The organism is Echinicola sp. 20G (genome assembly GCF_015533855.1).
In the GTDB taxonomy this organism is placed as follows: Bacteria; Bacteroidota; Bacteroidia; order Cytophagales; family Cyclobacteriaceae; genus Echinicola.
Map to the genome: position 1 here is coordinate 1,954,314 of NZ_AP024154.1, position 20,903 is coordinate 1,975,216.

Below are 20,903 nucleotides of genomic sequence, written 5' to 3' on the forward strand. Positions count from 1 at the left end.
TTTTTTATAGAACTGCTCCGTAGTTATATTTTTTAGCCTATCACCTTTTCTATAAATAAGGAAAGGGAGATGTCTCCAAGAAAACTTTTGACAAGCCCAATAAAATGTATTCCAGTCAAAATTATTTACCTGAAAAAATTAAAAATACAGATGGTTTACAATTCAATACAGTGGCTGTTAGAATAAAATTATTCTTGATTAATATAGTTTCTACATACGACAAACACAGTCAAACTAGAACCAAAAAATTACAATTATGAGCCGAACAAAAATTTTTAGAAATCTCCTCTTGGTATTTTCTATAAGTGCCCTGATGGCTTCATGTAGCCAAAACGACGAAATGCCTGAAGTTCAAGAAAGTGAAGTTGTACTTTCTGCTAAGGTGAGCACCAATTTCCCGTCAGATGCAGATGATGGAAGCTTGGTCTTTAAAAATGTGACCGTTACTGATGTGAGTATTTCCGTGAAAGACGTAAAAATGCATCTCAGAATAGCGGAAAATAAGTCACAGCCTATTAGTATCATCACTCCAAACAAAGGCCCGAAATTTGTGGTCCCTTTAGTGACAGATGAGCATATCTTGCTTTCTAGAATGGGAAGTTTCCTTGCTCCAAATGGTTTTTATACCAACTTGACTTTTGACCTTACCAAGGCGATGGACCTTCCGGAATCTTCTCCCATGTATGGGAAGTCTGTTATGGTCAAAGCAGACTGGAAGGGTATTCCCTCTCTGATGTACATGGATTTGGAAGATAAAATTGATATCAAATTTAATGCAGCTACTGAGATCACAGCCACACAAGAAATTGTACTTGAACTCTATATGGATCAGTTGCTTATGGGGATTGACCCGGCATTGGTACAAGATGGGGATGGTGATGGTATGATCATTGTAGGACCCAATGGGGAAGATGGAAATGAAGCCGTGTATGACATGATTGAAGCCAATCTTGAAGATGCACTTAAGTTGAAAAATGGAGAATTCAAATAAGATTTAAACCCACATATAAACCCTTAAAAGGCCTCCAGGTAATTCTGGGGCCTTTTTGGTTTTAGGATCTCAAAAGATGTTTATGATCAATTTCTCTCAAAGGGCATCCAGACCAGCATCTCTCCCTTTCCGCGATTTGCCCAACTGTAGTAGGGTACCAAACGGATAGTTCCTTGATCATATTCCTGAGGATTCACAGCCCGATAAAGTGTTTGTTCCCAATTGTCCTCCTGCTGGAAATATACATTTCCCTTTAGACTGATCAGTGTACTTTGACCAATTTCGAAAGGTTCGGGAGTCCAGTCTTCCTTCAAAGAAATAACGACATCGTCCACAGTTTTGCCTGCGGGTAAGTCCATGGACTCAACACAATAGACCAGTGGCCCTCTTTTTACGGCTACTTGACCTCTGGTTGCCTCTACCAAAGGGTTGGCTTCCAGAAATTTTATGGGCATTTTTAAGGTCAATTCCACTTGGTCACCTTGTTTCCATTTTCTGGCAACTTGTGCATATTCTCCAGATTTGAACTGCAGGGGTGCTTCTTCTCCATTAACCTTCAGAACAGATTGATCGCACCAGCCAGGTATCCTTAAAAATAAGTTGAAATTATCGGAGGGTATTTTAAGCAAATCCAAAGTGATCTTTTCATCCCATGGGTAGGATGTCCTTTGCTGGATCTCTATTTTTTCACCTTTTGAATTTGCTGTTTTCAGTTTGTTGCTGCCATATAGATTAATGTATAAACCTTTCTCGGAAAGGCTGTAGGCATAATTGGCTACTTCTGCCAATGTTCTGGTGACATTGGGGGCACAGCAATTGGAGATGGAGATATAACCTTCACGGACATTGGGCCATCTCAGGGTGTAGTGAAGGTCATCTTTGGCGCTTAAAGGGTTGGTGTAGAAAAATTCAGTTCCATTCATGCCAATGCCTGAAAGGATGCTGTTATAGAGGTTTAATTCCATCACATCCGCATATTTGGCATCTCCGGTTACTTGGAGCATTCTCCAGTTCCATAACACATTGCCGATATTGGCGCAGGTCTCATTGTGCGCTGCCGCATTGGGAAGTTGGTAGGGCTTACCATAGGCTTGATGGATTTTCTGTACCACAGTGGGATTATAGGATGTCCCATTAGGAGATACCCCATCGTAAAGTGCACCACAACCTCCCGTAATGTACATTTTGCGATAGACCACATCTTCCCAGATAGATTCTAGGTTTTCCAATAACTTTGCTTCACCGGTCTCTGCATAAAGATCGGCCACTCCCGCATATAAATAATTGGCCCGAACGGCATGTCCCATGGCTTCTGTTTGCGCTCTAAAGGGCACACGATCTTGGTTGTCGTCGGTACCATCATCCGTCTTGCCCCGGATATCGATAAGGTTCTTGGCAAGTTCCAGGTACCTTGGGTCTCTGGTGGTACGGTACATTTCCACCATGCCCATATAATGACTTGGGCAGATGGCATTTCTAGCCAATTGAGGAGAGGCTTTTTGGTAAAAATCATAGAGGAAATTGGCTACTCCTTTAGCTACTTGAAGGAAATTATCTTTGCCTGTGGCCCGGTAATGAACGCAAGCAGCGGTCATCAAATGCCCCATATTGTACTTCTCAAATCCCAGTTGCTTTTGCAGCTCTTCCTCACCCAGGGTACCCCAGCGCTCCTCGATCAAAACGGGAGTATGCAAATAGCCGTCTTCACGCTGGGCTTGGGCAATAAGGGCAATGGCTTCGTCCATCTGTCGGTCCAGAGCGGGATCTTGGGTTTCTGCATATAGGGCAGCCATACCTTCAAAGATTTTATAAAAGTCCCCATCATGAAAAGAGGGACCATCAAATTCTCCCTTCATCAATCCAGCGGCAATTTCAAAATTTCGTACGGCATGCGTGGTCTCCGCATCATGGTATAAGTCCCACATGAAAGGGACCGTTTTTTCTTGGCTCATCTTGAACTTTTCACCCCAAAAACCTCCTGTCCAAGTAACCTCCTGCAAACCCACGCTCCTTAACTTTACATAAGGGCTTTGGGAATTGTCCATCAGGCCTTTTTGCTGGGCCATGGCCTCATGGGAGGAGCAAAAACTTATTCCTATTCCTGCAATCACATACTTTAGGTTCATTGTTTATTTTTTTTGTAATGACTATTCATTCATGTATCTTTTCTCCCTACCAGCTATTCGCTAAATTTTAGCTTTTGCTCCAAATTCCAGCCCAACATATTTACCACATCCTTTTCCCTTTCCTTTGGAAGGACGATCAACTCTTTGACCACTCCATTTTCTAATACTGCTTCAATGGTAGTTTGGTAAGGTGCGTAAAGTTTGAAATGTACATCCCAGTCCATGGGCCAGGCTGGAAAAAGGTAGATTTTCTCTTGATTGGTTTGCAAAAGCATTTCCTGCATACCGATCATGCCTGATCCTCCCCAATTATGGTCTGGCACCCAATCAAAGCCTGGTCCCCAAAATGCAGGAAAGCGCTTTTCGGAATCCCCCATTTTTCTTAAGCTGAGCTGGGCAGCTTCTGCGGTCAAGCCTAACCTGGCGGCGAAAATATTATCCTGCTTCCAGCCTATATGACTTCGGAATTTCAAGGCGTCAGGATCATAGCGGTAAGTATTGATTGCTGTCTGCAAATCGGACCTGCCTATTCCATAAATGCCCCAAGGGAAAACGGGGTAAAGTTGGGGTACTTCTGTGTTATTGATCCTTTCCCATAGCTTTGCAGGAGCAAGGAGTTGGTGCCCCTCTATTTCCCTAAAGTTCAGTGGAGGAATTCTCTCCAACATCTCCCCCCAATGTGCCTGCTGATCTGCCGATAGATAAGGCAATTCTAACAGTCGTTCAAGCACTGTTTGTAAGGCCGAAATGGTTGAGTTGGCATTGTAGGCCATTTTGTAGGTTTCATTGGCAGAGCCCGGGAAAAGTACCAGGTCACCCTGTTCGTCAAAGGTCTTGGCACCTCTTTGCTTGGCCAAGTATTGGTAATGCTCATCAAAAAATCGAAGACAACTCTCTATAAAGGGAATGTGTTTTTCCACATTTTCGCCTGTGTACCTTTCCTGTTCCAGCATCATCAAGCAAAATTCCAAGACCGTGTCCCATTGGTATTCCAGCCAGGCATTGTACTGCATGCCCGGGTCGTAACCCTCAGGCCGATTCCAACCATACTCAGCAGGGTTGGGCAAACCGAAGTTTTCTATCTGTTCGGTAAAGCTGCCTCCCCCGTGCCCCCAATACACCTGACTTCTCAATTCAGCGTTTTTGAGCATCCTCATGTAGAAATCAAATTGCGGTTTCATCATTTCAAAATCGCCTGTCTTGAGCATGGGAAAATAGACCAAACGCTGGTTTTGGGCCGTCATCGTTCCCCCACCCCAATTACGGTGGTCCGGTGTGAAAGGCATGTCTGTCTTGGTGTAAATGGGATCGACGGTAAACAAACCACCGTTGAATTTGGTAGGATAGCTTCCAAAGGCATTACAGCCCAGCATATAGCGAAAAAGTTGATAGTTTCGGCCAATCTGCCAAATGGTGTCATTTGTAGCCTCCTTGTTTGGGTCGGTGATGATGAAGCTTCGGTCCCAGAACTCCCGCCACCAGGCTACAGAGCTAGCTTTGACCTGCTTGGTGTTTTTGTTCTGTACGTAGATCAAGCTGTCCAGTCCTTTTTGCCAGGTAGCCTGATCTGAGGTTTGCTGGGTATGCAAGTAAATTTGAAAGCTTTGTTTTTTGGCAGGCTTCTCACTGGTAAGAGTCCAGGCTTTGAAATCTGTATCTTGATAGCGCCCTTGGCTGGTTTTGGCAGGTTGTAGATGTTCTCCCACTAGTTTTCCTCCAAAGGTCAAGTTAGAGAGTGGGTTCATCATTTGGTCTTTGACTGATTGCATTTGTTGTTGGGCTACTGCCACATCAAAAACAGTGTTTTCCCTATTCTGGTGGTAGAAAAGCACAGCGTTTGACTCAAATTTCACGGAGTCTTTGTAGGTAATGATTTCTCCCTGTGGAGCCCATTTGTAGGAGTTGGCATTATTGGCCGCCCCTTTGACAGGCCTGTTTTTATAGCGCCAATTTTCATAGTTGACCTGCATGCTAAGGGGGCTTTGACTTTCTGTCTCCACATGAATAATGGGCTGATGCACATCCACCCATAATTTAAAGGTGGTGGGCTGTTCTGTAGCGCCACCATGAACCAAGATATAACCTTCCTTCAGGTGAAGTTCTTGCCGGAAGTTGTTTTCGGTATCAAAAGGATTGGGGGTTAATCTGACCCTTACCCTTCCCGATTTTAATAGGGTGTTGTGCTCATCAAAGGTGCCGCTTCGGGAAAAATAAAAGAGCAGTTCCCCCTCCTCCATCCACACATTCATGCCGATATCCCCACCGCCTAGTGGCATGGACTCACTGGCATTCTTGCTAAAAGAATTCCAAACGGGGTTATAATGGGACAGGTCCTGTGCCCTGCTTGACCCTAAGCCCAGACACAACAAACCACATAAGGTCAAAAATACAAACTTCATCGCTCCTTCAATCTGGTCTCAAAATAGAAAAATCAAACCGCGGGACCTTCCTGTGCTATGCTGTTAAATGGTGTTTAGATCTGAAAGAAAGGGGATTTTAAAATTTCTTAATCCTTAAAGGCCATTATCCTTAGCCGTTTGTAATCTGCATACCATTTGTTTTCCCTAAAAAGCCTTGGACGGAGTGCCTGCTGCACTTCTTCCATGATTATTTCCTGATCCACTAAAGAGACCCCGTCAAAGAATTTTCCTCCAAACATGGCCAACCAGTCTTTGATGCCTGTAGCTTCATCAGCCAATGCTGTAGGCCGGTCAAAGTGCTGTGCAAAAGTCACCCGGAAACCCGCTTTTTCAAGTTCACTGCTGTACGCTCCAATGGAAGGAAAATACCAAAGTTGGATTTGGCTTTGCTGGAGGTAGCCATGCCTGGCCAAGGTGTCTTTCAGGGTCCTCTCTATTTGTTGCACGTTTCCTTTTCCACCAAATTCCACAATCAGCCGTCCTCCAGATTTAAGATTTTTATACATGGCCTGAATGGCCTTTTGATACGACAAGACCCAGTGCAAAGTAGCATTGGAAAAGATGGCGTCGAACTTCTCCCCAAAGCTGAAGTCTGCTGCATCGCCTACCTTGAACTCAATGGCCGGATAAAGACTTTGGGCCTTGGCCACCATTTCGGGCGATTGGTCCAACCCGATGACTTTCGCTCCGGATTCGCTGATTTGATGGGTAAGCTGCCCGGCACCACAACCCAGGTCCAAAATACGTTCTCCTTTTTGGGGTGCCAATAATTCGAGTAGCTGTGCTCCATAAGCAAATACAAAAGAATGTTTGTCATTATAGAGGTTAGGGTTCCAAGTGGGGTTTGATGGTGTCATGATCGAAAAATGGTTGCTTGCCCAATTTAAGGAATCTTTTATTTATGCCTTGAATGAAAATAACACACCGATCATTTTTGTTGGTACCAAGTGGTTCGCCAATATCATTTGGTAGTGGACAGAAAGGTGTATTCCGATAGTAATATGATGCAATTTAGACCCAGCTGTGGAATAAGCTTGTATATTAACCCGAAATATGCATTAGCCTATCTATTCCGGCCTTAAAGTGCTTTAAAATCAGTCGCTTTGCTTTAGTTTTCGACATAACCGTAGCGATGCTACGCCTATGTCTCCAAACTAACTGATTTTCTTGCACTTTCAGACCTCACTACGATCGCTAATGAATAATCCGGGATTAAGAATTGGTGAAATGGTAGAATTTGGGATAATTTATTTGCAAAGATCAGCGTTTTTATAGACTATAGTAGTAGGGTTCAAGATTATATAAAAATGAAATACCTGATGTCTTTTCTTGGCTGTCTGTGCCTGGCAGTTGCCTTTTCCAATGCGCAAAGCTTGAAGGTGGCTGAAAAGATCAGTGAAAATCAGATAGCCCCCTTGGCAGATCAAAAACTGCTGGTGATTGATTTTTGGGCTACTTGGTGTGGACCATGCATCCCAGCCACCAAGCAAATGGAGATTTACCAGGATTTGTATAAGGAGGAGGTCTATTTTATGGCGCTGTCCGATGAATATTATGGCACCATCAGTACCCACCTGAAGAAGCATCCCATCCAACTGGCGGTATTCCAAGATGCAGAGAATTACACTTTTAGTAAATACCAAGTGACCAGTCGTCCTCATGTGGTGGTGTTGAACGCCAAGGGTAAGCTCCTTTGGCAAGGGAAGCCGGGAGACCTTCGGCCTGCAGATTTCGATAGGTTTCTTAAACGAGAAGCCAACACCAATAATAAAGATTTAGCTGAATTGATCAATTATCAAGTGGTCAATAAAGAAGTGGTGCCCGATGAAATTGTCAGTACAGTCCAAATAGATTTATGTGAGGGGGCTTGTTATGATCGTATGGAGCTTACACCTCAGTATATTGATTTTCAGGGCCACCTTTCCCATTTATTGGCTGAGCTCTACCAAGTGTCAGATTTTGAGGTGGTCATGGAATATCCTGATGTCCAAGTCATGTTAAAAGCACCTTATCAAACTTGGAGTGAAGCGCCTGATGACATTGTTCGTCAATTGGCTGATCAGTTTGGTTTGGAGATTAAAAAGCAGTCGAGAAAGATGAATATCCAAGAACTTGACATCGTGGATCGCTCCAAACTTTGGGACGACCAACAGATCGACTGGGGCAATCCACAAGGGAATTTTTTGGTAGGCAACAGTAGGATGGAAGGAGATAATTTAAGCCTCAAAAGCCTGGCCAGACTTTTGTCCAAAGAGAAAAAGACACTTTACAAATACCAAGGAAAAGATAAGCTCTTACGGGATTGGAACTTTCATTACCTCTATGATGACCTTATGAAAAGTGAGTTGCTGGATCAATTTGGCATTGCCATCCGGCCTACAGTAGCTGATGTAGAAGTGATCCTGGTCAATGAATTTTCAGCTTTTCAATAGAATACCTCTTTGGAAAATTTAAAAAGGATATACCCTAACCATAAAAAAATGATTAGAGGCATATCCTTTACCTAACTGACAGACTATAACTGTAAATATGTGGTTGATTTAATTGAGGCGGAGACTACTGAATAATCCTAAACTCTGTCCTTCTGTTTTCATGGTGCATGGACTCAGGGCAATCCACGCCATTAGCACATTTATTGATCAGGCGGGTTTCACCATAGCCTTTGGCCACCAGTCTGTTCCTACTGATCCCTTTGTTGACCAGGTAATTGACCACAGATTGCGCCCGCTGCTGAGAGAGGGACATGTTATAGTCATCACTTCCCCTGGAGTCGGTATGGGACATGATTTCTATCCTCAGGGCTGGGCTATCCTCCATCAAGGCCAGTAAGTGTTCATCTATGATATCTTCAGATTCAGGGGTAAGCCTGGCACTGTTGAGCTCATAAAGGATAGGCAGTAAGTTGATATTGCCTACCAGCTCGCAGTCTACTTCTTCCCAAACGGTCATGCCGCCTTTGTTGACCAAGACGGTTTTGGTGATGGTTTTGGTCACAGCAGGTACTACCTCTTTTTCTGTTCTGGCAGGCTGGTCAACCACTTGGCGGGTGATGGTGGCATATTCTGCCGGGATCTCTATTTCTTCCATTCTGGCAGGAGTTCTGACCACTTGTTTTTTATAAGTAGCATTTTCTTCAGGAATGGGAATCGGCGAGGTGCTGGCATCGGCCACCAAGGTTTGGGTGGGGACTGTTTCACTTTTAGAAGGATATTCTACATAGCAGGCGACCATACAGTCTTCCTTGTCGACCGATGGACAGTCTTCCAGTATGCGATATTCCCATCTACCCACCATGGGATAGGTTTCTACTTCCTCCAAATCATCACCAAAAGAAGCAGGGATTACCTTAAGGTTTTGGGCCTCTTCCTTGGAAATGTAGGGAACCTCGATGGTCTCATAAAGCGCAGGAACATACCTAAGTTCCTTGGAAGCTTCCTTGACGACCACCCGATCTTCCACCGTCTTGTAGGTGGCGGGGTAAGTGACCAGCACGGAGTACTCCGGCTCAACGATCACGGTAACCGTCTCATCCTGGAATTCATCAGGTGTGATACATTTTACATAGCATTTTCCAGGTGATGGGCTTTCAGTAGGGGCTTCTTCTAGAGGGGGCTGACTTTGGGCTGTTGCATAGCTAATGGCCCCCACTAAGACAATAGTGGTTAATGTAAAAATTTTCATTTTTTGTGTATGGTTGGTTTGGACTATACTAAAATAATCATAATAAATCTGTTTTAAATGTTAAAAATAGCTTTAGGTGATATCTGAAATGATTTAGATTATGGAAGCGTTATTTTTGATGATAAAAAAAGTTTTGAAGGTTTAGTATTAAAAGTTTAATAATGAAATGGTCAGGGTTGTATTGGGAGTTGCTTGCTTAAGGTGTTGATTATGAAGGATAAAATTATGTGGGTAATGGGCGGTGGATTATGGAATGGTTGTCAGTGATAGCTAAGACTAAGCTTATTTAAGAAAGCTTAACTTTTTTGATTTTTAAGTGTGTCTGGAATTCGGCTATTTGAATCATTGATAATTCTTTATGACTATTCGCAATGCTGCACGTAGCTATATTTTCTTTGGTTTATGCTTTTATGATTCTTTTTCTGTCCTTTTCCATTGATGAAAAGGACCAAAAATCTAGGCCGGTGGTGAGGCATTTAAATTGGGTATACCGATTTATCTTTAATATAGGAATCCTCTATCCCAATTTAATTTTAAGAAAACTGTTCCGGCCTAAAAATGAGCGGATCTCGCTGTTCCACGACGCGAGCTAGCTCATTTTCTTAACAGCCTGCCCATTTTCCTTAAAACCTGCCCCACCAAGGGCCATCCTTACTTTTCGATACCATATTATGCCTATAAACCAGTACGTGCAAAATTACGGATACACATATAATTCTTTGAACTAAATGCTTTTTTATGATCCAATGGAGATATGTTTTGTTTTTGGGATTGATGCTAGCTTCTTGCCATAAGTCAAAACGAGCTACTTTTAGTGGAAAAGTGGAAATCACTCATATTAAAATCCCTATTACCCACAAGCAGTTGAATACTTATCCTATTAGTCATGCTTTTGAGGAGCAGGGAATCCCAAAGTTGGTAGGATACAATAAGCCTGCCCATGCTTTGAATTTCTTTGACCTGGTGGCCGAGAAAGCGGGAGAAGTGGTTCCTCTGGAAAAGCAAGGTCCCAATGGGATCGGTGACATCAAGTCCATCTATTACCATAATCAGGATTCAATATTTTTATACGAACAAGGGAAACTACAAATCGTCAATCTTCAGGGCAGATTGACCCAGTCTATGGATCTGTTCGAACTGGTGGATGTGAAACAATATGGCATGCCTGTTTGCAATTTGTTCTTTAAGCTGAATTATCAAGCAGAAAACCATACATTACTTTTTACGTTGATCAACCAGAAAAAGCCTATTGAGGGGAGTTTGGTAGCTGCACTGGACATCAAGAACAGCCAAGTAGCTTACCTACCTATTTCCCATACGCAGGTATTTAAAGACAGGAAAGGACAGGTGGGCTATATGCGAAACATAGGTTTCTATGGTTATTGGCAGGGTAAAATTCTTTATAACTTCCAGTATGCTTCTTCCCTTTTTCTATATGACCCTAATGGCCCTGAGCCCCTTATCCAATCAAGTGGTTTGGAAACAGCGGAAGCGGAAACGGTCGCGATGCTAGAAGATAAAGCTCCAAGCGAAGCCTACGATCAGCATATGCTTCAAAGCACCTGGTATTTTACGGTGATGCCCGACCCATGGCGCAACTTGGTATATAGGTTGGAATGGGGCGCACCCAATCCGAAGTATGAGCACCCCAGCAATATGGAGAAGTCTATGATTTTTTCTGTCTTTGATAAGCAGCTGCAATACCTTTACAGCTATCCCTTACCGGATCATACCTATGAACTCAACAATTGGTTTGTTAATAAAAATGGCCTTTACCTCAATGCATCCCATCCAAAGAACACAGCTTCCGGTGAAGACTTTATGGAGTTTGATGTGTTGAAGTTTAAATAGCAAGTTAGGTTATGTTGCTTGTAATGATGAAGCATTGTCCCGATATTCATGGTATAACTTTAAATCTAGCGTCTATAATCTAAAATCTGATATCTCCCCCTAGTTTCTTTTCTTTTACTTAATAATTTAGTTAATTAAGGATTCGAAAATTTTAAATACATGAACTTAAAGCCACTTTTTTTTCTACCACTACTGGCAGTATCGGCCTTCTTTTCCTGCGAAACCAAAGGAGACAAAGCAGAGGAGATTCCCATAGAATCCATGCGCAAGGAGGTAGCGGGAACCAAGGTCACCGTAGCCAAAGCAGAAAAGCGCTCTTTTGATTACCTGATCAATGCCTCGGGCAAGGTGGAGGCCGCCCAGCAGGTGACCGTAATCATCCAAAGACAGGGATACCTCAAGGAACTGGGCATCAAGGAAGGCCAGTCCGTGCAGGCAGGCACCCTTATCGCCCAGCTCGACAATACCAACAATATCTTCCAAAAGGAAAAGGCCTTGGTCCAGTTAAAAAATGCCCAGGCTTCTTACAACAGTGAAAAGCTGGGCTATGCCACTATCTTTGAAGGAGAAAATACCGATCAGATTACCATGTTGGAGGAACAGCTCAAGGCCAGCAGTGGCTTATTGTCCGCAGAGATCGAACTCAAAGAGGTAGAAATGGAACTGGCCAAAGCGGCCATCAAGGCCCCGATATCCGGCAAGGTGGCTGACCTGAAGATCAAGCAGGGCAGCTTGGTCAATGCCGGGGATGCGCTTTGTGAAATCCTCAGCACCAACCTTCTGGAGCTCCATGTCAAAGTACTGGAATCCGATATTCCCTTTATTGCTTTGGGACAAATAGCAGAAGTCTATCCGGTTTCCGGAGGCGCAGGCAGCTTAAGCGGAAAGGTCGGCAGCATCAACCCTAAAGTGGACGAAAATGGTCTGGTAGAAGTGGGGATACAGCTTTCGGGCGCATCCAAGCTCCTTCCCGGGATGAATGCCCGTGCCGTCATCCGAGCCCCACAGACCAACAGTGTTGTAGTGCCCAAACAGGCACTGGTATACCGTTCTGGCAGACCGGTGGTCTTTACCCTCAATGGTAAGGAATCCAAATGGAACTATGTGGAGGTCGGCAAGGACAATGGTCGCGAAATCGAAATCCTGGATGGGGTAAAGGATGGGGAAACGGTCATTACCAGTAATAACCTCCAGCTTGGCCACCAAGCCCAGGTTCAGGTAGTAGAAGAAAATAAATAGCCCATGGTCAGATTTTTATTGGCAAGGCCCATCGCAGTGACCATGGTTTTCCTGGCCCTGATGGTCTTTAGCCTGATAGCATTCACCAAACTTCCGATATCCCTGCTGCCACCGATAGATGTACCCCAGATCGTGGTCAAGGTCAGCTATCCCAATGCTTCCCCGGAGGCCATCGAGCAAAATGTACTGCTACCGGTGCGCGAGGGACTGCTTACCCTCAATGGCCTGGAGGACATGGAAAGCAAGGCGGGCAGCGAAGTGGGCACAATCCGCCTGCAATTTGCCTTTGGCACTTCCATGGAGCTGGCCTACATCGAAGTAAACGAGAAGATCGATCGCCTGACCAATAGCCTGCCGGAAGAGTTGGACCGTCCTCAGGTTATCCGCATCAACACCAATGACATTCCCATGGTCCGCATTCAGGTGACGCCCAAAGAAGGCATCGACCATGCGGAAGTGACCAAGTTGGCAGAAAATGTCCTCAAGAAAAGGATCGAACAGCTGCAGGGCATTTCTCTCGTGGACATCAACGGCAAGCAGGAAAGGGTCATCACCGTAACGCCCAATAAGGCCGTCCTGGCAGGACTGGGCATGACCGAGCAAAATGTCATCAATGCCATACAGTCCGGCAACCGCGAGTTGCCCGGCATCAGCGTAAAGGATGGGCAGTACCGTTACTTTTTAAGACTGGCCAGCAGGGTGGATAGCCCTACTGACATTGAGGGTCTTCCGGTCAGTGCAGCGAATGGCCATACAGTGGCACTGGGAAAAGTGGCCCAAGTGCAGTATGAAATGGGCGAAACCATGGGCTACCACCTCTATGGTCAGCAGGAAGGCTTGGTGGTCACGGTCCACAAGCAGGCTGCGGCGAAGATGAATGAACTGATGGAAAAGGTCAGGGCGTCCGTGGAGCTGTTTAAAAAGGATTACCCACAAGTGGACTTTGCCATGACCCAGGACCAATCTACCCTGCTCAATGCCGGGATCAGCAACCTGCAGACCAGTTTGCTTTTTGGTGGGATCTTTGCCTTTGGGGTGCTCTTTGTCTTTATGGGCAATTACCGCATGCCCATTATCATTGGACTGAGCTTGCCCACTTCCTTGGTGATCAGCTTTCTGGTCTTTTATGCCTTTGGCATCTCCATCAATGTGATTTCACTCAGTGGCCTGGCACTGGGCCTGGGCATGTTGATTGACAATGCCATCATTGTACTGGACAATATTACCCGCAAGCGGCAGGAGGGCCTCCCCATATTTGAGGCTTGTGTGACCGGGGTCAATGAGGTGATGTCAGCCCTGATTTCCTCGGTATTGACAACCTTAGCGGTATTTGTGCCCTTGGTCTTTCTAAGTGGGATTTCAGGAGCTTTGTTTTTTGACCAGGCAGTATCTGTGGCAGCTATTCTCTTTGTGTCCTTACTGGTAGCCTTTGTACTTTTACCTTTGCTTTACAAACTGTTTTTTGCCAAACAGGAATGGAGTTCAAACAAGGAGGACAGTCGCTTTTTCAAGGCCATTCTCAAACTATACAAAGGAGCTTACCAAAAACTCATGGCCCATAGAAAGCTCAGCTTGGCCTTGCTTTTCGCTTTGATTCCGCTCTTTCTGCTGGTTGGACTGGCACTGCCCACAGCAGGTTTGCCGCCCATCGATAAAAAAGATGCTGTACTGGAAGTGGATTGGAACGAGCCCATCGGGGTGGAGCAAAATCGGGACCGGATCAAAAATATCATGGCCAGCTTGGAGGGGCAATATGAGCAAGCAGAAGCAGATATAGGGGTAAGGCAGTTTTTGCTTTTTGATGGGGAAAATGCGGTACAGCAGGCTACCGTCTACATGGACTTTGAGAACATGGAAAGCAAGGAAACTCAGATGGAGCAATTGGAAGGTCTCCTGACTGAAAATTACCCCATGGCGAGCATAGAGATCAAGGATGCCCCCAATGCCTTTGACCAGCTGTTCAAGGCCAGTATCCCCTATTATGAGTTGCGCTGGAAAATGCTGGAAAGCAAACAGCCCGTGGAGGCCAGCACCATGGGCCCTTGGTTGGAGAAACTGCCTTTGCAGGATTGGAAAAAAGGACCGGGCCTGCAAGAGGAATCAGCGGTGATTTTCCGTATTGACCTGGAGAAGCTGGCCCTGTATGAAGTGGAGATCGGTGCGCTGACGGGGGCTGTGGAGAAGCTCTTTGGCCATTACCCCATCGATGAGATCAAGCACTTCAATGAGGTCACCCCAATCAAGCTTCAAGGCAATAAAAATGATTTTGGGCAAATCCTCAATAACAACTACCTGCAAGGCAAAGAGGGGCAGCGATATGCCTTGGCCAATTTTATCCGGGTAAATTATGAGAACCACTATAAATACGTGACGGCAGACAAAACAGGCGTGTACCAATCTCTGGAGTTGACAGGGGAAAACCCAGCGGAAAAGGAGCCGGACTTAAAGCAATGGGGCAAGGACAGAAGCCTGACTGTTTCCTTTTTTGGGCAGTACTTTAAGGACCAGGAAAATGTCAAGCAGCTGATGGGGATACTGGGCGTTTCGGTGCTCCTACTGTATTTTATTTTGGCTGCCCAGTTTGAAAGTTTTGTGCAGCCCATGATCGTGATATTCACCTTGCCCTTGGGAATTGGCGGGGCATTGTTGGTGCTTTGGCTGACAGGGACTTCCCTGAATGTGATGTCAGCCATTGGTTTGGTGGTGATGTTGGGTATAATGGTCAATGACGCCATCCTGAAGATCGATACCATCAACCGCTTAAAGGTAAAATATAAGGAACAGGAAAAGGAATGGTCGCAGGCAAAAGTATTGGACAGGGCCCTGTATGAGGCAGGAGAAATCAGGTTGAAACCCATCCTGATGACCTCCATTACCACGATCTTAGCCCTCTTACCGGTGATCTTCAGTGCCGGCTTAGGAGCCGACCTGCAAAGGCCACTGGTGTACAGCGTTATCGGTGGCCTGACCATCGGTACCCTGACGGCATTGTATTTTGTCCCATTGGCGTATTGGGCGGTAGGTAGGAAGGAGTAATGAGTAGATAGTATTGAGTACAAAGTAGGGAGTATTGAGTATCAGAAAACTGAGTTTGTTGTGCCGATCCGCCATGGTAGACAGCACAGTTAAAGCAGAGCTTTTCGCTCGACAAATGAGCCACAGGCTCAGGTTTAATTGGTCCATCAGCGCAGCTGAATGGACAACAAGTACTCAATACTCACGACTCACGACTCAATACTCATTGTACATGTCTCAAATCTAAAGTCTATTGTCTAACATCTATAAAATAACATCTAGCATCTAAAATATTGAATTCATTCAGAATAGTCATATCGTTTTTTGTCCTTGCCATTATTGGTTTTGCCTTGGTGCCCAAGCTGACAGTGGAGCTCAACCCTCGTGAGCAGCAGCCGGTATTGACCGTTTCTTTTTCCGTGCGGCAATCCGCTCCCGAATTGGTGGAGAAACTGGGGACAGCGCCTTTAGAGGGACTTTTTAGCCAACTGGCAGATCTCAAGAAGATTGAGTCGGTATCCAATTATAACAATGGCCGGATTACCCTGCGCTTCGACAAGCATACGGACATGGAGTTCAAGAAATTTGAAGTGGCCTCGCTGATCAGGCAGGTTTACCCTTCTTTGGACCGGAAGGTCAGCTATCCTTTGATCTACCAGTCTGCCCAGCGCAATGATGAGCCTCCTATTCTCCAGTACAGCATCAATGCTCCCTTTGCCGCTTTTGAAATCAAAAAGGTCACGGAAGATGTACTGAAGTCCGTGATCAACCGGTTTGATGAAGTGGAGGAAATCCAGGTTTACGGAGCCAATGACCTGCAGCTGTATGTGACCTACGACATCCAGAAAATGCAGGCTTATGGGGTCAACCGGGGCATGTTGACTGGCATGCTGCGCAGTGCCTTTGGGACCAGTTATCCGGGGATGGCGCTGAACCATCAGGGTGAAGCCTTATTTATCCAAGTGGATCGGTCATTGACTGATGTGGAGCAACTGGAAAACCTGCGAATTACTACCAGAGGAGGCAAGGAAGTGTACCTCCGCGACCTGGCCAAGCTGACCTTGGAGGAGGCAGAGCCGAACCGCTATTACCGCATCAATGGCAATAACTCGGTGACCATGAGCATTACCAGCCGCGCCGGGGTCAACAAGGTAGTGTTGGCACAAAAGCTTAAACAGGCGATGGAAGAAGCTTCGGAATTGTTGCCTGCTGATTATGATGTGCGATTGGAGCAGGATGATACCGAATACCTGTCCAAAGAGCTCCATAAGATCTATCAACGCTCTGGGCTTTCCATTTTGATTTTGGTGGTCTTTATCTTTTTGATCAACCGCAATTGGCGTTACCTGACAGTATTGTTTTTGGGGATCTTGGTCAACCTAAGTGTCACGGGCATTATCCTCTATGCTTTGGGGACCCATTTGCACCTCTATTCCATTGCGGGATTGACCATTTCTTTTGGCTTGATCGTGGACAATGCCATCATCATGATCGACCACCTCCACAAGCATAAAAACAGAAAGGTCTTTTTGGCTTTGTTGGCGGCTTCCTTGACGACCATTGCCGCTTTGCTGATGGTGTTTTTATTGCCGGAAGATGATCAGAAGAACCTGACGGACTTTGCGGTGGTGGTGGCCGTGATGCTGGCAGTGTCGCTGCTGGTAGCCCTCCTGTTTACCCCGGCCATGTACCAAATGCTTTTTGGGGACAAAGTGGGGCAGGGAAGAAAAATTACTTTTATCAAGCTGAGGAGACGGGTACGGTGGTTTGGAAGGTACCAAAGGGTCATTGGCTTTGCTGCCCACTATCGAAAGACTTTTATCATTCTCTTGGTCCTGCTTTTTGGACTGCCCATATTTTACCTGCCGGCCAAATGGGAAGGACAGGAATGGAACAACAAGACCATAGGCAGCACGGTTTACCAAGAGGATATCAGGCCTTATGTGGACAAGGCCTTGGGAGGTTCTTTGCGCATGTTTGTTCGTGGGGTATTCGAGAAGTCAGGTTATCGGGAGGCTGCCCAGACCCGTTTATATGTCAATGTACGCCTGCCTTTTGGCAATACTTTGGACCAAATGGATTTTATTGTCCGTGAATTTGAAGAGTTCCTAATAGGAGTGGAAGGGGTGGACAAGTTTGTCAGCAATGTTTCTTCTGGACAACAAGCTTCTATCACCATTACCTTTAAAGAGGCCTACGAAAACTCAGCAGTGCCTTATCAGCTCAAGGGAAGGTTGTCCGTCAAAGCCACGGACTGGAGCGGGGCAAATTGGGGTATTTATGGGGTCGGGCAAGGCTTTAGTGCCGGGCCGGGAGGAGAAGGCATTCCCTCTTTTACGGTGATGATGAAAGGCTATAACTTTGACGAACTGGAAAGACAGTCAGAAGTCCTGGCAGAAAAGCTACTCAAACATAAAAGGATTCAAGAAGTCAATACCAATGAACGCTTGTCCTATGGCGAAAAAAGCTCCGAGGAATTGGTGCTGCGCTTTGATCAGCAAAAATTGGCTCTACAAGGTACCAACCAATATGAAGTGATCGGGGCATTGCAGGATGTATCCAAACCCAGCGGCCCCGCCCTGTATTTGAACCTGGATGAGGTAAATTATGGGGTGATGGTTCGGGAAAAAGCGGCTGAGGATTTTTCCCGCTATGATTTGGAGGAGACTACGTTGATTGGCAGTGAAGAGCGAATGTTCAAGGTGTCCAGCTTTGGATCATTGGACAAGGAAACCACCACCAATTCCCTGCACAAGGAGGATCGCCAGTATATCCGTCGCGTTGCCTTTGAGTATATGGGCTCCAGAAAATTCGGAAATGAATACCTGGAGGAAGTCCTGGAAGAGATGAAAAGGAGTATGCCTATTGGCTACTCTGCAGAAACCTCCTCCTATGGATGGGGCTATGGCAAGACCAAAAGGCAATATACTTTGCTCTTGGTGCTGATTTTGGCCATTTTCTTTATTTGCGCAGTGTTGTTTGAAAACTTGAAGCAGCCTTTCTACATCATTGCCGTGATCCCTATTGCCTTTATAGGCCTGTTCCTGATCTTTTCGGTTTTTGACTTTTACTTTGACCAAGGGGGCTATGCTGCCTTTGTGATGCTGGGAGGCTTGGCCGTCAATGCCGCCATCTTCATTGTCAATGACCTCAACAGCCGGGAAGCTTTTGGGGTGTACAACCGTAATGTGCTGAAGGCCGTAGCCGGAAAGGCCATTCCCATTTTGCTGACGGTGCTGTCCACCTGTTTTGGGCTGATTCCTTTTATCATGGAAGGTCAAAACGAGATCTTTTGGTTTTCACTGGCCATCGGCACCATCGGTGGCTTGGTTTTCAGCATGGTCGGGGTGTTTTTGGCTTTGCCCGTGTTTTTATGGAGAAAAGGGAGAAGGAAGCAATAAGAATTTAGACATTAGACGCTAGACAAATGACTTTGAGTCTAGTCATTTAAAAGGTTGAAAACGTTGAGTGTCAATTACTATGTTAAAAGGGGAGTTAAGTTTTTGTTGATATAAGAAAGAGATAATGGTTGGTTACGCCTTATTACGGCTGGTAGTATACAAGTAACTTCAGGTCTGAGTTAGGTTATGAATTATTAACTTTTTAGAAATTCTAAGTGGCCTCAATCAAGTAATATCCTAACAGCTACACCAGGTCGGAGAAGCTCGAATGGACTGCGTCGGGGATGAAAGTAATACGCTCCCTCAGAATCGTAGGAGGTGTCCTTACTGGTAAGGTATTCCGTGATGGCGGAATGGAGATAGTCCATTCTTAGTTCCAAGGAAAGCCTTCCCCAACTTTTAGGAGTTAGGACCATACCCGCTCCGAATTGCCAAAACTCTGCCCAGTCATAGAATTCCGTTCCTTCAGAATAGGGTTCGGAGAACCGGTCTTCCCTGACTTTTGATCGGGTATAGGTGTGTAGCCCTCCTAATTGCCCCTCAATAAAAGGCCTGACAATGCCAGGTAGTGCTGGCATCACGCGAACGATACCTGATAGGGTGACAAAGTTATTGTTCCTACGGATTCTCCAGCTTTGCTCTACTCCATCAATGATTTCATGGTCTATGGTGAGCTTGGTGCCATATTGGCCATAACTCAAGGCAGAGCCAATGAATATGGGTGTTTCTGGAACTTGATAGAGGACATCTATGCCTAAGCTTGGTAAAATAAGCGTGCCAGCATCCTTTTTCAACTCTCCATGGCTTATGCTCGGGCTAAGGGTGGCTCCAAAGTAAAAATCTTGAGCATGGCTGGGTAATCGGCAACCTAAAAATGTCAATAGAAAGAGCAAAAACAGTAAAGGACTTCTCATGTTTCAAAGAATTTATATGCTGTTTTATACGTCCTGCGCTGATTTAAGTTGGCTTTGGTGGTTGTGCCTTTTTTGAAGCATAGAAGGGTGCTATTTCAAATGATACTTTACCAAAATACTTCCGGAATCTCGGTTGAGTTGCTTGGCCATTTTGGTGAAAGCATTATTAACCTGTGATAATTGTTCTTGGTGTTTTTCATAATGTTCCATCAGTGATTCAGGAGAAAAGTTGCCCAAAATAATGTTGTCCTGGAGGAACCTGGGGTGCAGGTATTCCGGTCCCAAGTCAATATCGTTTTTGAACTTGGTACTCGAAATGGATTTTCCAGTGTTTCTATTATAAATTAAAGTACCGTTGCCATTTTCCAGGTAAGATGTGATCATATAATCCTTGCTCACAAAGAGTCTTGCAAAATGATAAATATACCTTTCTCTTGTGCTGGGCTGGTTCAGTAATTCGACCAAATCATTTTCTTGTAAAAGCTTCATGGGGATCAGTTTGTTTCTAAACTCTAGATGATATTTTTGGACTACTTGATTGTCCATGACCCAGTAGATGGAATCGGTAAATGATTTGGTGAAGAAGTAATCCTTATTTACTTTTTTTAAGATATTAGGTTCATTCATATAGGGTAATTCCCCCTCATAAGGATTGGGCAAAATGGGTGTTAAATCATTTGTATTGGCGTTCCACTGATACAGTAAATAGTTGCTTAAGGATTCATCATTTTTAGTTACAACGCTTTTTACCCAAGGGTGGATATGAATGATATAATTATCGTTTTGAATGTGCTCCAGCTTGGAAATACTATAGGGCACTTTGAATTCTTCGATAAAATTTCCCTTAAAATCAAAGCGAAGAAGCTTGTGATTAGAAAGGATGTCAAGGCTTTTCCAGGAACTATTGATGCAGGCATCAGTGATATACTGGTATTCACCTGGCCCCTCTCCATAGTTTTCGATGGTTCCCGTCAAATTAAAATCTTTATCAAGAATAGCTATTTTATAAGTATGTCCAAAGTCACAGAAGAAATAGGACTCCCCTGTAAAAAGGATTTCGTCCACAAAGGAGAAGTTGAAATTATCAGGTAGCGCAACATATTCGATCTTGCTGATGATCTCACTCATGGGGACTTCTCTTTTCTCGGACAAAGAAATGATGATGGTGTTTTCATCCGATTGAGATGGCTTTTCACAGGAAAGGCAGATAAATAGGATATAGAAAAATGATACGACAGAATTATATTTCATATTAGTAAATGTAG

Annotated in this window: 12 protein-coding genes; 6 read left to right on the forward strand and 6 right to left on the reverse strand. The window is 44.9% G+C overall.

Annotated elements, in window-relative coordinates:
- The first annotated feature begins 256 nt into the window (after positions 1–256).
- Positions 257–991: a hypothetical protein gene (locus tag JL001_RS08470; protein ID WP_200975682.1), complete on the forward strand. Its 735-nt coding sequence runs from the start codon at positions 257–259 to the stop codon at positions 989–991.
- An 86-nt stretch (positions 992–1,077) separates the two neighbouring features.
- On the opposite strand, the gene JL001_RS08475 is transcribed toward JL001_RS08470, so the two are convergent.
- From JL001_RS08475 to JL001_RS08485, 3 genes are all read right to left on the reverse strand, one after another.
- Positions 1,078–3,117, reverse strand: a complete 2,040-nt coding sequence (locus JL001_RS08475; RefSeq protein ID WP_200975683.1) for a glycoside hydrolase family 127 protein — start codon at positions 3,115–3,117, stop codon at positions 1,078–1,080.
- A gap of 53 nt (positions 3,118–3,170) precedes the next feature.
- On the reverse strand, positions 3,171–5,516 hold the full coding sequence (locus JL001_RS08480) for a DUF5703 domain-containing protein (protein WP_200975684.1): 2,346 nt from the start codon (positions 5,514–5,516) through the stop codon (positions 3,171–3,173).
- Positions 5,517–5,623: 107 nt separating this feature from the next.
- Positions 5,624–6,394, reverse strand: coding sequence for a class I SAM-dependent methyltransferase (locus JL001_RS08485; protein ID WP_200975685.1), 771 nt, complete (start codon positions 6,392–6,394; stop codon positions 5,624–5,626).
- A gap of 450 nt (positions 6,395–6,844) precedes the next feature.
- Here JL001_RS08485 and JL001_RS08490 point away from each other — a divergent pair, with 450 nt between their 5' ends.
- Positions 6,845–7,969: a redoxin family protein gene (locus JL001_RS08490; RefSeq protein WP_200975686.1), complete on the forward strand. Its 1,125-nt coding sequence runs from the start codon at positions 6,845–6,847 to the stop codon at positions 7,967–7,969.
- A 124-nt stretch (positions 7,970–8,093) separates the two neighbouring features.
- On the opposite strand, the gene JL001_RS08495 is transcribed toward JL001_RS08490, so the two are convergent.
- Complete coding sequence (locus tag JL001_RS08495; protein WP_200975687.1) at positions 8,094–9,218, reverse strand: OmpA family protein; 1,125 nt, start codon at positions 9,216–9,218, stop codon at positions 8,094–8,096.
- 738 nt (positions 9,219–9,956) lie between these two features.
- Between JL001_RS08495 and JL001_RS08500 the strand changes: the two genes are divergently transcribed.
- From JL001_RS08500 to JL001_RS08515, 4 genes are all read left to right on the forward strand, one after another.
- Positions 9,957–11,069 (forward strand): DUF4221 family protein, encoded by a 1,113-nt coding sequence (locus tag JL001_RS08500; RefSeq protein ID WP_200975688.1) that lies wholly within the window; start codon positions 9,957–9,959, stop codon positions 11,067–11,069.
- Between the two features lie 159 nt (positions 11,070–11,228).
- Positions 11,229–12,308, forward strand: coding sequence for an efflux RND transporter periplasmic adaptor subunit (locus JL001_RS08505; protein WP_200975689.1), 1,080 nt, complete (start codon positions 11,229–11,231; stop codon positions 12,306–12,308).
- Positions 12,309–12,311: 3 nt separating this feature from the next.
- The gene (locus JL001_RS08510; protein WP_200975690.1) at positions 12,312–15,344 is read left to right on the forward strand and encodes an efflux RND transporter permease subunit; all 3,033 of its coding nucleotides are present in this window, start codon (positions 12,312–12,314) and stop codon (positions 15,342–15,344) included.
- A gap of 272 nt (positions 15,345–15,616) precedes the next feature.
- A complete protein-coding gene (locus tag JL001_RS08515) occupies positions 15,617–18,724 on the forward strand; it encodes an efflux RND transporter permease subunit (RefSeq protein ID WP_200975691.1) in 3,108 nt (1,035 codons plus the stop codon).
- 221 nt (positions 18,725–18,945) lie between these two features.
- On the opposite strand, the gene JL001_RS08520 is transcribed toward JL001_RS08515, so the two are convergent.
- The gene (locus JL001_RS08520) at positions 18,946–19,638 is read right to left on the reverse strand and encodes a hypothetical protein (protein ID WP_200975692.1); all 693 of its coding nucleotides are present in this window, start codon (positions 19,636–19,638) and stop codon (positions 18,946–18,948) included.
- Between the two features lie 90 nt (positions 19,639–19,728).
- A complete protein-coding gene (locus JL001_RS08525; protein WP_200975693.1) occupies positions 19,729–20,889 on the reverse strand; it encodes a 6-bladed beta-propeller in 1,161 nt (386 codons plus the stop codon).
- Positions 20,890–20,903: the final 14 nt, after the last annotated feature.